The organism is Luteolibacter sp. Populi (assembly GCF_040801775.1).
Lineage (GTDB): Bacteria > Verrucomicrobiota > Verrucomicrobiia > Verrucomicrobiales > Akkermansiaceae > Haloferula.
Window position 1 is genome coordinate 4,461,902 of sequence record NZ_CP161812.1, and the last position, 13,306, is coordinate 4,475,207.

Annotated in this window: 7 protein-coding genes; 4 read left to right on the plus strand and 3 right to left on the minus strand. The window is 65.6% G+C overall.

Going from position 1 to position 13,306, the window contains the following annotated elements; translation table 11 throughout:
• The first annotated feature begins 5 nt into the window (after window positions 1–5).
• A complete protein-coding gene (locus ABWK72_RS18165; protein WP_367870980.1) occupies window positions 6–1,382 on the plus strand; it encodes an IS4 family transposase in 1,377 nt (458 codons plus the stop codon).
• Between the two features lie 105 nt (window positions 1,383–1,487).
• On the opposite strand, the gene ABWK72_RS18170 is transcribed toward ABWK72_RS18165, so the two are convergent.
• Complete coding sequence (locus ABWK72_RS18170; RefSeq protein ID WP_367870987.1) at window positions 1,488–6,506, minus strand: alpha-amylase family glycosyl hydrolase; 5,019 nt, start codon at window positions 6,504–6,506, stop codon at window positions 1,488–1,490.
• A 299-nt stretch (window positions 6,507–6,805) separates the two neighbouring features.
• The gene (locus tag ABWK72_RS18175; protein ID WP_367870988.1) at window positions 6,806–8,014 is read right to left on the minus strand and encodes a hypothetical protein; all 1,209 of its coding nucleotides are present in this window, start codon (window positions 8,012–8,014) and stop codon (window positions 6,806–6,808) included.
• A gap of 172 nt (window positions 8,015–8,186) precedes the next feature.
• Between ABWK72_RS18175 and ABWK72_RS18180 the strand changes: the two genes are divergently transcribed.
• Window positions 8,187–8,675: a hypothetical protein gene (locus ABWK72_RS18180; RefSeq protein ID WP_367870989.1), complete on the plus strand. Its 489-nt coding sequence runs from the start codon at window positions 8,187–8,189 to the stop codon at window positions 8,673–8,675.
• 145 nt (window positions 8,676–8,820) lie between these two features.
• Here ABWK72_RS18180 and pabB read toward each other — a convergent pair whose 3' ends face one another.
• Window positions 8,821–10,080 carry an aminodeoxychorismate synthase component I gene (gene pabB / locus ABWK72_RS18185; RefSeq protein WP_367870990.1) on the minus strand — a complete coding sequence of 420 codons (1,260 nt, stop codon included), beginning with the start codon at window positions 10,078–10,080 and terminating at the stop codon, window positions 8,821–8,823.
• A 262-nt stretch (window positions 10,081–10,342) separates the two neighbouring features.
• Here pabB and ABWK72_RS18190 point away from each other — a divergent pair, with 262 nt between their 5' ends.
• Window positions 10,343–11,479 carry a hypothetical protein gene (locus ABWK72_RS18190; RefSeq protein WP_367870991.1) on the plus strand — a complete coding sequence of 379 codons (1,137 nt, stop codon included), beginning with the start codon at window positions 10,343–10,345 and terminating at the stop codon, window positions 11,477–11,479.
• A gap of 4 nt (window positions 11,480–11,483) precedes the next feature.
• Window positions 11,484–12,977 (plus strand): SUMF1/EgtB/PvdO family nonheme iron enzyme, encoded by a 1,494-nt coding sequence (locus ABWK72_RS18195; RefSeq protein ID WP_367870992.1) that lies wholly within the window; start codon window positions 11,484–11,486, stop codon window positions 12,975–12,977.
• Window positions 12,978–13,306 lie beyond the last annotated feature (329 nt).

Below are 13,306 nucleotides of genomic sequence, written 5' to 3' on the forward strand. Positions count from 1 at the left end.
GGCGGATGCACGACGCACCGCATCCCCGTTTTCCCTTCCACGGCAGCTTTCCCCGCGCCTTTGCCGCCTTGCTCGACCCGCCTGCCTGCGACAGCCTCTTCGAGCGCCGCGGGCCTCGCGGCGGCCCGGATCCCAAGCTCAGCCCCTGGCAATGGCTGATGACCCGGACCTATCACCAGCTTGCACCGGCAGGCAGCTTCTCCACGCACGTGAAAGAAATCACCGGCATCCGCATCTCCGGCAGCGCACTGAGCCAGCGCGGCAAAGCCATCGGCTGGGAATTGCTCCACGAGGCGCTGCACCTGGCGCTGCGTCCCCTGGCCGATCCGGCCTTGCATCCCGGGGCCTTCCACCGCGGCCTGCGGCTGCTGGCCATCGACGGCACCACCTTCAACCTGCGCAACACCCCTGCCATCGCGGAGCGTGCCGTCAAGGTGCCCTGCGGCAAGGGCAACGGCCAGCCGGCCTTCGCCCGCATGCTGGCGGTGGTGCTTGTCGAACTCGGCATGTACCAGCCCCTGGCTGCCGCACCCGGCTGGCAGGGCGAAGGCGAAGCCACGCTGGCCCGGCGGATCCTCCAGGAACGGGAGCTGCCGGAAAAGAGCCTCTTGCTCGGCGACCGCCTCTACGGCACGCCCTCGTTGCTGTGGCATTTCAAGCCCGCCCTGGAGAAGGGTGGCGGAGCCTTCCTGATGCGGGTGAAGTCCAACCTCAAGGCCACCGTCAAGGAGCACCTGTCCGACGGCTCGCGGCGCATCGTGGTGAAGGTGACCGATCCCGCGACCCGCCGTGTCGCGGGCACCCTGGAGCTGCGCGAGATCCTCGCCACCGTGACGGTGGCGGGCGGTGGCAAGCCGCTGCAACTCCGGCTCTGGACCAGCCTCATGGACGAAACGCTCCATCCCGCCGCGGAACTGGTGGAACTCTATGCCGCGCGCTGGCAGCACGAATTGTTTTTCCGCGAACTCAAGGTGAAGCTCCACGGGCGCGGCGACCTGCTCGACGCGCAGACCCCTGAAACCGCGGCGCAGGAAGTGCTCGCGCTGCTGATGGCCGCGGCGGTGCTGGCGCTGCAACGCGCGGCGGTGGCGGAAGCGGCGGGCGTGGAGGTCCCGCGGATCAGCTTCGCGGTGGTGCGCGACTACACCGCGGCGATGTGCAAGCTGCTGGAACTCGGCAACGACCTGATGGAATTGCCGAAGCGGGCGATCTGGGTGGCACGCGCGCTCAAGCAACTGGCGGAAGTGGCGCTGATACCGTGGCGCAAGCCGCGGAGCTGCCAGAGGGCGCTGCGGCAACCGGTCAAGGACTGGCCGAAGATGAAACAGCCGAGCTCGTTGCCGCTGCTCAAGAGCATCACGATCAACCCGGCGAGTCCTTAACGGCATTGGCCTGAAGGCGGGACTACGTACCACTGTCGGCGAGCTGCGAGGGATTCTTCGATCCTTACTCCGCCCTGTCCATGTGCGGTTGATTCGAAGTTGCGGTCAGGGGGCGGCTTGGATGAGCACGCGGTAGAAACGCTTGGGTTCGGCGCTGATGTCGTCGACCTGGCGGGTGGCCGGGGTGGTCTCGCCGGCGGTGCTGATCGAAGCGCCGGAGTTCGTCCAGCCATTCAAGCCGCCGGAGACTTGGAGCTGATAGGTCCGGCCCGGAATGGTGGGGAAGGTGATGCGGTAACCGGCGGGGATCTTGGCGAGGCCGAGGCGCGGGAAGGCATTCGGGTCGGCGAGCTGCGGATTCATGCCGGTGAGCCATTCGGTGAGATTGTCGATGCCATCGTTATCGGAATCGCCGGTTGCGCCGTTCGCGGGATTGGCGATGCCACCGGTGTAGGCGACGCTGCCGCTGTCGAGGGGGTTGAGGCCGTGCTGGACTTCCCAGCCGTCAGGGATGCCGTCGTCATCGCTGTCCGGATCGGTGGGCGAGGTCTCGAGCCAGACTTCGCCGGAATCGTGGATGCCGTTCGGCCACTGGCGGGCGAGGGAGGGGTTGGCATTGGCGGCGAGGGAGGAGCCGTCGCCATCGATCCAGCCGTTGGCGTTCGCGTCTTCGACGCCGTCGGGGATGCCGTCGCCGTCGGTATCGGGATTGCCGGGATCGGTGCTGGTGCCGGCGACTTTCAGCGAGCGGTCGCCGGACGAGATGCCGGGAACGTTACCGAGGTTGTCGGTGGTGTTGAAGAAGGGCGGGTCGAGGTCGGTGATGAAGTTCAGGCGACCGTCGGCGTTGGTGTCTGCGGCGGCATTGGTGGCACCGCCGGGGAGGCGCATACCAAGTTCGAGGCCGTCGGGCAGGCCGTCGCCATCGCTGTCCGGCATGCGGGGATGGGAGCGACCGAAGGAGTGGTGATTGAAGACCTCGCCGTTGGTCCATTGTTCGGGGTCGGACTTGTAGCGTACGTCGTCGGTGGCGAAGCCGTCGGGCAGCGGGGTGATGGTGCCTTCGTCGACATCGGCGAGGCCGTCGTCATCGTCGTCCACATCGTTCGGATCATCGGCGACCCATTGGCGGAGGATGACGGTGGCGTTGCGGGTTTCCGTCTTCACTCCCTGCGGTGAGTTCGAGGTGGCGACGAGGCGGAATTGGCCGGGCGCGGTGATGTTCCAGGTGAAGTCCCAGAAGGCGCTGGAGCCCTGGACCTCGGGCTGGATGCCGGCGGTCACGGGATCGAAGTCCACGGGTGCTAGAGTGCCGCTGCCGATGGCGAAGGCGAGGCCGACCGAGGTGGCGGTGGTGTCGGTTTCGATGCGGACATTCGAGGCGAGCGAGTCCGGGCCGGGTCCATCGGGCAGGATGATTTCGACGGGGCGGCCGGAGGTGTCGACCTCCTGCGGCTCGAGGATATTCAGGCGCGGGCCGGTGCCGGCGAGGGCGGCGAGGCGGCGGGTCGCGCTGAGATCGACCAAGGGCTCGGGGCGGTTCTGCAAGATTTCGACACGGTAAAGGAAGCCGGGTCTGCCGTCGTAGAAATTCGGTAGGGAGAAGGCGAGGGCGTGGTATTCGGCGGTCGCGTTGTATTGGATGGTGAGAGCGGCGGCGTCGAGGGTTTGGGCACCGGCGGGCCAGGTGTCATCGGCACCGAAGCGGACGGTGAAGCGGGCCTTCAATTGGGCGTCGGTGAGGCCATCGGCGAGGGCCTTCGAGAAGTGGGTCTTCAAGGTGTAGTTGCTGCCGATCTGTGCGCCATCGTCCTGCGGGAAGGCGACGAACATCCTGCGGTCCGGGCCATCGGTGAGGACGGTGCGGGTGAGGGTGGTGTAGTGGCCCGCGGAGTCGGTGAGGCCGTTGTCGGCGGAGGAGGTGAGTTCCTTGAGGCGGACCTGGATGGTCGCATTGCCCGTGGCGGGGATGTTGACGTAGTTGAAGCGGAACTCGCGGCCGTGGGTCGGATCGAGCGGAGTGATGCCGCCGCTCGGGGTGACTTCAGAAGCGCGGACCCAGGCGGCGTTGCCGCTGTTCGCGCCGGTGGCGGAGTCGTCATTGGTGGGATCGCCGTCGTCGATCTTGTACCAGACCTCGCTGGTGAAGCTATCGCCGCGGACGACCAGGCCGTATTCGCTGCCGCCGAGGGTCGCGCCGTTGGTGGCGGGGAAGACGATCTGCCCGCCGGGAGTCGCGGCATCGTAGTAGAAGGTCTGGGTGAAGGTGTTGTAGAGGGAGGCCTTGCCGCCACGCTTGAGGAAGGGCCGCGCGCGCAGGACGTGGAAGCCTTCGGCGAGGCCGGTCTCGGGTGTGCCGTAGTCGTTGTGCGGGGAATAGACCGCGGTGCCGGGGTTAAAGCCGTTGACCTCGAAGACGGTCATCATTTTCTTCTTCTTCGTCACCGTGTTCGGGCCGGAGGGATAGACGCTGGCCGCGCCGTCCTTGAAGATGCCGATCTTGTATTTGAGCGTCGTGCCATTGGCGGGCTTGGCGATGGTGGCGGCGGACCACCAATCATTGGCGGCCTCGTTGTGGGAGTAGTGCATCTCGACGACCTGGGTCGTGCCGGTGCCGGTACCGCCCGCGCCCTCGGGATTGCTGCCGTCGATGGTGTAGTAGAAGAACATGTTGAAGCCGCTGCCGACGCCGTTCGGCTTGGCCCAGACGGAGATGGTGGAAGCGCCTTCGGTGTATTGCTTCGGCACGACTGCGCCCGGCCAACCGCCTGCGGGCGTGCCGCCGACATCGGCCGCGGGATCGTGATAGAGGAAGGACGCGACCTCGCCGCCCTGGGTGCTGAAATCATTCGCAGCGTCGGGGCCGTTCACGATGGTGGAGGCGCCGCCGATCAGCTTCTGGTAGGTCTCCGCGCCGCCCGAGCCGGTCTGGTTGCGATTGGTATCTTTGGCGGCAAATTTTTCCGCGAACTGGCGGTGCACGAAGGCCGGTTGCTCGTAGCCCATGAAGACGTCCGTCGAGATCGCCGGGGGGCGGTCGCGGAAGAGGGGATCGGTATTGCCGACGGGGCGGGTGCCGTTGAGGTCGATGCCGCCATCGAGACGGAGCAGGATATTCTGCGCGGAACCGTCGGCCCGCACGGTGAAGCGCAGGTCGCTGGCGCTGGTCACGCGGGGGACGGAAATACGATAGGTGTAGTCGTCGTTGTCGGCATCCGGCAGGCCGTAGGGATTGAAGGCGGGATCGCCGTCGGTGCCGTCCTTGCGCTCGACCTCGAAGGTGCCGGCCTTCTCCGTGCCCTGGTAGATGGTGATCGGCGAGCCGCCGGCATTCTTCCAGAGGTCCGACTCCTCCGGTGTGCGCGGTGCGAAGACGAAGTAGCTGCCGGGGTTCACGACCACCGAATTCAGCGCGGAGGCGTAGGTGTAGAAGCCGACCTGGCTGCCGTAGCCGCGGGCATACTGGAAGAGATACTCGTCATTGGTCTCGGTATCGTTCTCCGCGCCGCCGCCGCCTTGGGAGGGGAAGGAGGTGCCGCCGAGGATGGCCTTGCCGGAGGCGTAGTTGTCATTGACCGCGATGAGCATGGTCGCGCCCTTGCGCTCCTTGAGGGCCTGGTTGTTTTCGGTGAATTCGCGGTCGTCGATGCGTTCATAGCTGACGAGATCCGCATCGCTGAAGCGGCCGCGTTGCCAACCGCGGGCGAAGTCGTTGTGGATCTTGAGCAGGTTCGGGATGCGGGCATCGCCCCACTGGCCGAGGAAGGCGGTATTGGCGTGGCGGGGGAAAGCGCCCCCGCTGCCGCCGAGGACCCCGGCGTGGTAATTGCCATCGGTGTAGACGAGGCCGATGCCGCTGCGGGTGAAGTAGAAGGCATGCTGGAGCTCGCGGCGGGAGGCGTAGTCGTTGTCGTGGCTCTGCGCGTGCATCACCGAGACGGACGCCGTGAAGCCGCCGTGGCCCGCTTGATCGTAACCATTGAGGCCGGAGGAGGGATTGCCTAACAGGTTGTTGAAGTTCGACCTGAGGTCGTTGTCGATCAGGCGCATGCCGGCATCGATGTAGCCGCCGTACGCGGGCGGCTGGCCGAGGTGCTCGCCGAAGAGCATCGCATCGTCGCGGCCTTGCTCGGTGTCGAAGACGGTGTCGCGGTGATTGCCCCAGTCGGAGAAGCCGCGGCTGAGATTGAACTGCTGCTGGATCTGTCCGGAGTAGCCGTAGTTCGATGAATCCTTGTCGCCACCATAGGTCGCGCCGAAGAACTCCGCGGGGGTGTGCTTCACGGCATCGAGGCGGAAGCCGTCGCCCTTGGTGCGGTCGATCTGCCAGCGTGCGGCGCGGTTGAGCATGTCCTCGACGCGCTCGGTGTAGAAGGACGCATTGGCCGTGATCAGGGCCGGGGTGATGCCATTGGCGGTGCCGAAGCCGACGTAGCTGCCCTGCCCGGAGGAATGCTTCTGCCCGGTACCGGTGGGGATGTAGCAGTAGTATTCCGGGTTGGCCGGGTGGCGGACGAAGGCAGGCTTGGTGGCGGTGCTGCCTTCGCCGGTGCCGTGGTTGCGATTGGTCGAGCCGGGTTCGGTCGCGATGTCGATCAGGTCGGAGAGGCCGAGGTTCTGGACCTGCCAGGCGTCGTTCCAATCGCGGGTATTGTCCCACTTGCGGAAGAATCCGTCGTTGGTCTTGCGCAGGTGGAAATCCTCCGGGAGGAAGCCGGGATACACGTCCAGCGGGACCGAGGCATTGTAGCCCGGGGTCTCGAAGGCGTTGTGATTCATCACATTGTCGAAATAGACGCGGATCCCGAAGCGGTGGGCGACGCGGACCAGCTCGAGCAATTCCGCCTCCGTGCCGTAGCGGGTGCGGGTGGTCCCGCGCTGATTCTTCGAGCCGAGATCGAAGCGGTCCCAGCAATCGTAGCCGACCGAGGCCCCACCCGAGGCCTTGGTTGGGGGTGGAAGCCAGAGGGAATCGTAGCCCGCCTCCGCGAGTTCCGGCATCTTGCGGGTGAGTTCCGCCCAGCTCGTGTTGAAATACTGGAGCATCGCCTCGCCACGGGCGGCGGGGGTCACGAGCATGAGAAGCGCTCCGGCAAGGCCGGCGAGTCGCGCGGGGAATTTCATCTGGGTTTAGTGAGGACAGAATACCGCAAGTCGCGGCAAATTAAAGACATTCGCGGGAGCGCTGCCCGGTGCGGGGCGGCTCCTGCGGGAAAGGGTTCACCTACAGATGTCCCGGAAGCCGGATCGGTTTAAGCGTTCCGCCGGGGTCCGGTATCCCTTGGCGACCGGCACTTCACGTGGTGCGTGCGGATACCGCCGTCGCTTTGCTGCACGCCTCTCCTGCACCCGGAGCCACTTGGGCCATCCTGCGGGCCGGTGGCTCCGCGCTCCCAGCGGTAGAGCCGTCCGTCTGTGATGGGCTATTCCCCGAGCTGCTTGCGCCAGGTTTCGGCGAGGCCCGGATCGGATTTTTCGAGAGCTTGTAGCATTCCTTCCACGCCGGCCTTGCGGATGCCGGAGGACGGGAGTTGGGCGAGCACGGAGCCCACCGCCTCCGGATTCTCCGCCGTCCAGCGGCCGAATTGCGCGCTCGCTTCAGTGCCCGGCCAACGATTGGAGAGCTGTTCCGCGAAGGCGTCCAGGCTGCCTTGGTTGCCGTGTGCCACGGAGTTGCAAAAGGACTGGAATTCCTGCGGTCCCATCCAGGATTTGCTGCCCACCTTGCTCCACGCCGCGGCGGCCAGGCTTGGATCAAGATTGCCGAGCCGGCCGACGTGGGTCATCCACCCGGCCTTGGCGGCGAATCCCAGCTCCGCATCGCCATCGGGCAGCGCGGCCAGCCAATCGCTGGCCCCTTCCACGCCGTCGGAGTAGACCTTGTCCAGCACCGCGCCGTTCACGCAATCGGCGTATAGCTGCGGGTCGAGTTTGCTATTGGCGAGCCAAGTGGTGGCGGCCACGGGATCGGCATCGAGCCAGCCCACCAGCAGGGGCCGGTAGGCGTTCATGTCGCCCACCAATTCCTTATGGCCGTCGATCCATGCGAGGGCTTTCTCCGGGGCCGTGTGGGCCCAGCCGGTGACCACCTCCACCATGTCGTGGTGAGGCATGTCGAAGGGCTCCCGGGCCGACCAGTAGGCCATTGCGCCGGCGCCATCGATTTGTCCCCAGCGCATGGCGAAGGCTCCGTACTCATTGCCGAAGTAGCGGCCTTCCCGTTCGAGGTGCTTGAATTGCTCGTGGATCGCCAGGGCATCCTCCGGCCTCATCTTTTCCATCAGCAGGCGGAAATCACGCTGGCGGCGGTGAAAGAGGGAATCGTTCAGAGTCAACTCCGCGGCCTTGAGGAAGGCCGGGTTGGGCTGCCCAGCCGGGCCTCCCTGATCCAGCTTCTCCATGAGTTCGACCAAGCGGATGCTCCGCGGATCGCTCACGAGCTTGGTGTCCATGACCCCGTTCAAGGGGCGGGTGCCCGATTTTCGGTTGAAAGATGCCCGGTCCGCCGGAGCCGATTGTTCCGCCTGATCCTTGGATCCGCCGATGTTCCACGCCGTGATCCAGCCTGCGGCGGCCAGGACGAAGCCGGTGATGCAGAGGATGCCAAGGGTCCGCCGGGAGAAGTCGAACATATCCCATAGCTGATAGGGATGACGGCCGGCTCCGTCAACATGGCCGGAACGTGACCCTGTCATCGCACGATGGGAGGGCGCGGCGCGAGCCACGGGAAAGCGCGGTTTTGCGCCGCCGCGAGACTGCGTCCTTTCCCTCCGGGATAGATGGGGTATACTCGCGCGATTCACGATGGGCTCACCAATCGCATTCTCCGTTTTCATCGCCCTGACCGGCCTTGCGGTCTGGGCGCTGGTGATGCTTTTGGGATGGCTGGTCCGCCGCCGCTGGGTGCGCGAATACGAGCAGCTCGGCGAGGCCAGCTCGGAGGAGATGCTGGACGAGCTGGAGAGTGCCTACTCGCCGCGGCAAACGGTGCGGATTCACACGCAGGTGGAGTACCTGCCCTTCGTTTTTGAAAGCATCCGCGTCATCGCGGAGAACGGCTTCGACGACAAGCAGATGCTCTCGCTGCTGAACCGGATCGAGACCCACCGGCCGCACGAGGTCAGGCAGGCGGTGTTCCCCATCGAGGTAGCGGGGAAGAGGAGCGATCTCTACTTGCAATGGTCGCGTGATCCGAGCGATCGGATCGATCTGCGGGTGACAGCCGCCCCGAAGATCGCGCGGGCGCTGAGGGAGCAGAAGAAGAAGATCCCGAAGGCGGTGCTGGCCAAGTAAAACGCGCCTACGGCAATGACGAATTCCGAATTTTCGAATGAGGAATGTCGTGTTTCCGAAGCTTGAGCCGCGAGGATCAGTCTCTTCCGATCCTCAGGAACACACTTCATTCGACATTCGGAAATTCGTCATTCGGCATTGGGTTTCATCGTCCGAATCTCTCCACCGCCATCCGGATCCCCGCCGCCTTGTGCAGGGTCTCCTCGTATTCCTTCACGGGATCGGAGTCGGCGACGATGCCGGCACCGACGTGATAGCTGAGGCTCGGGCCCTCGCGGACGAGGGTCCGGATCGCGATGCTGAACTGGCTTTCGCCATGGTAGCCGAGGTAGCCGATGGCACCGCAGTAGATGCCGCGCGGGGTGGTCTCGAGCTCGCGGATGATCTCCATCGCGCGCTTCTTCGGCGCGCCAGTGATGCTGCCGCCGGGGAAACAGGCTGCCAGTGCTGCGACGTGGTTGAATTCCTCCAAGAGCCTGCCGGTGACGGTGGACACCATGTGATGGACCTGGCCCAGGGTTTCGAGCTGCAGCATCTCCGCGACGTGGACGCTGCCGAATTCGCAGACCTGGCCGAGGTCATTGCGCAGGAGGTCGGTGATCATCACCAGCTCAGCGATTTCCTTCGGGCTGGTCTGGAGTTCGTAGGCGGAGCGGCGGTCTTCGTCGGGATCGGCATGGCGCGGGCGGGTGCCCTTGATCGGGCGGGTCTCGATGCCGCGGGCTGACATGCGCAGGAAGGTTTCCGGCGAGGAGGAGAGGATCTCTGCCCCGGCCAAATTGAGGTAGGCCGCGAGCGGGGCGGGGGAGCACTCGCGCAGGTTTTCGTAGAGGCCGAAGAGACCGCCTTCCGCCACCTCCGCTTGGAATGCCTGGGTGAGATTCACTTGGTAGATGTCGCCCGCCACGATCCAGTCGTGGATCTTCCGGACGCCGTCCAGGAAGGTATCGCGCGGCATCAGCGGGGCGAAGGGCCCGATCTGCGGCCGTTCGGTGGAGGGCGTCCGCATTTCCGCGGAAAGGTTGCCCTGCTCGTGCCAAGCGCCGCTGCGGTGGTCGTGGACCAGCATTTCGGAGAAATCGCCGAAGACGAAGTTCCCCTCGTAGTCGACCCAGCCGCAGAGGCCGCCGAGCGGGAAGCCGCGGTCGGGGGCAGGCGAGGCGGCACCTTTTGCCAAGGCGGCATCGAGTTTCGCGCGATCTTCCGCGGCGTGGATCGAGCCGCTGAGAATGGCCTGGGGGCGGGCGGCGATGACGGATAGCGGCGCGCCGTAGCTGGCGGGCAGATGGCCGGCGGTGTCGAAGAAGACCAGACCGGGAAGATGGCCGAGCGCCGCGGCGACTTCAACGGGCGGCATGCCTTCCAGCCGTCGTCCGGTTTCGCGGATGCCACCCTCGCGCTGCACGCCGGGAGGGATCGGCTCGGAGGCGGCGGATTGCGAGCCTGAAGTTCCGGGTATGGGAGGAGCGGGGCCTGATGCTGTGATTTTTTGAAACCGCGAATGGACGCGAATGGACGCGAATAAAACCGGGGCGGGGCAGGCGGTCGGGATGGTGCCTCATCCCCACGCTGCACGGCGCGAAGGGAGCGGCCCGGCGGAATGGATTCCGACAAGCGCGCATCCTCCCGTCTTGCGTCCTCCGGCGCGATTCCCTAGTTTCCGCCGCATGTCCGGCAAGTCCCGCCATTCCGATCATGTTTTCCGTCTCTCCTGTTGGGGTTTGGGAGTGATCGCCTTCGGCCAATTGCTGGCCGGCGGGATCGCCGTGGCGGTGCGGGTCGAGAAGGCCCGGGAGGTCCGCGTGGAGGAGAAGATCGTCACCAAGATCGTGACGGTGGAGGCCAAGCCCTCTCCGCTGGTCGCGGCTCCGGCAGCGCCGGTGGTGGCCGTCCTGCCGCCGCCGCCGGTTCCAGCACCGCTGCCGCCGGCGCGACCGCTTGCGACGCCGCCGATTGCCGATCCGAACGTCGAACGTCTGGTGCAGGAAGCGCGCAAGGCCCGCCTGGCATCGGACACTGCTTCGGCGCTGGTGAAGCTCGCCGAAGCCCGGGAGATGGCACCATCCGACCCGAACGTGCTCTACGAGACCGGTCTGCTTTTCGAAGAGATGTCCGCCTATGACCCGCGGCTGGTCGATCAGGCGGCGGATGCCTATCAGGCGGTTTTTGCCCTCGGCACGACCGGGGCCGGGGTGCTTTACACGATGGCCGCCGAGAAGCTGCGCGACGGGATCGCGATGCCGGACCAGATGCGCGACGAACTGCGTCTCGGCAACCTGCGGATTTTCCCCGACCGCGAGTTCCAGGACGGCGAGCGCACCGTGGTCACGGTGCCGGTGCAAGCCGCGCCGGGTGCCCAGATCGGCTCGAATGATCTCTCGGTGAACGTGGACTTCTACGACTCCACCGTGATCAACGGGAAGAAGGAGATCGTCCCCTGCACGGTCGCGGCCATTCCGGAGTGGGTGAGCGGCGCCATGGATTTCGTGGGAGGCGAGGAATCGCTGCGCCTGAACTACGTCCTGCCGCCGCAGGACGCCCAGCAGCAGCAGCTTTTCGGCAGGCGCACTTACTACGGGGTGGTGGCCAAGCTCTACTACAAGGGCGAACTCATCGACACCCGGTCGTGGCCGCGCCATCTCTCCGCGCAGGGTCCGATTGGCAGTCATGCCGATCAGCCGCGGGAGGACGACTTCCCGCGCTTCCTCGAGAACGAGGATATCATCGATTCCGCCGATATCCTTCTTCCTCCGAAAATGCCGGACCTGAACTCCCCGGCCGGGGTGCCTCCTCTGCCTCGCTGACCCCATGGATGATCCTCACTCCCGCGCCGGCAGCCTGCTCGGCGACTATCGTCTCGATGCCCTGATTGGCGAAAGCCCGGTGACCCTGACATGGCTGGCGGAACAGGCGGCGATCCGTCGCCCGGTGGTGCTTTTCGAACTGAAGCCGAGCGCCTTCGACCGCCGCGAGCAATTCCTGGCCGATATCCGGGTGAAGGCGGCGGTGGACCATCCCTTGATCGGGTCGGTCTACGAGGCGGTCTCCAATGACCAGCACTGCTACGCCACGCTCGAGCGCCTGCCGGGCACCTCGCTGGAGGCGCGCATGAACGCCCGGCAATCGCTGAAGCCGGCGCAGGTCGCGCAGATCCTGCGGCGGGTCTCGGAGGCGTGCATGACCTTGGAAACGGCGGGCATTTCGACCGCGTCGCTGGGGCCCGACGATATTTTCCTCGATGACCACGGGGTGGTCCGGATTGCCAATCTGGCACGGGCCGGCGACCGCCCGCCGGGGCGCTCTGCCGATGACATCATCACCCTGGGCCGGACCCTGCCGCCGCTGGTGTCGGACGGTCGTTCCGGGGCCTCGCGGATGGTGACCCTCTTGTCATGGATGCGTGGCGAAAACCTCGGCCGCACGATGACCTGGGGAGAGGTCCACGCTTACACGGAGCAGATCGAGCAGCAATTGATCGAGCCGGTGTCGCCCCATGTCTCGGCTCCGCCGACCGCGCGGGCGGTGGGCCGGAAGTCGCCCTTGCCGCTGATCCTGGGGGTGGTGGCGCTGGGATTCGTGGTGGCGATCGGGGTGATGGCCATGAAGTTCGGCAGTGGTGGCAAGGGCTCGTCCCAGCAACTTCCCCCACCGGTGATCGTGCTCGGCGGCGGCCATCCCCTGCCGGATGGCGGGACTGGCAAGCTGAATGCCTTTTCGCTCTCGGCCCACGAAGTCACCGTCGGCGAGTATGCCGATTTCCTGGCAGCCCTCGCCAGCCTGCCTGCCGAGCGCCGGGGAGCCTACGACGACGCCAGCCAACCGGAGGATAAAACCGACCACGAGCCGGAGGCTTGGACCGCGATGTATTCGGCGGCCAAGGCGGGCGGCCAATGGGAAGGCCGCGCCATGACCAAGGACTGCCCGGTGGTGAATGTCGACTGGTGGGATACCGCCGCCTACTGCACTTGGAAGAGCTGCCGCCTGCCTAGCCAGGAAGAGTGGTTCGCCGCGATGCGGCTGAACCTTCCCGACCCCACCGCGCTGCGGCCCGCGGGCTGGGGGCCGGTCCAGCAGGTGCCGCCCACCGACTGCACCCCCTCCGGACTCCATGGCATGGCTGGCTCCGTTTCCGAGTGGACCGGCAGCTTCGCCATCAATCCGGCCAACCCGCTCGGCGAGAAGGGCTGGGTGATCATCGGCGGATCCTTTTTGAAGCCGGCCGGCGGTGCCTTGGCCCGCGAGTGGATGGACAAGCGCGAGACCCGGCGTCCCGATCTGGGCTTCCGGGTGGTCGAGCAGTAAACTTGAAAAGGGAATTGGGTGATTTGAGATTGAGCTATTGGGCCTTGGGTTCCAGCCAATCGTAAACACCCGGTTCCCTTGCTTCCATTCAGGGTAAGGCAGGGCACCGCTTGGCGACGCAGAGATCGCGAGGGCCCTATGCCCGTACAAGGGTAGGCCGCCAAGGTCCCACCCCTGGCGGCCCGAATCATTTTCCGTTAGACGTCCACACCCATGGACAAGGAAGCTGATTTTGTGCTGTTCACCCTTACATGAAAGCCACGCAGAGCGCGGTCTTCATGGTCATAGACTCTTCAGCAATCGGGACGTTCAAAGATTCTGATTATTTT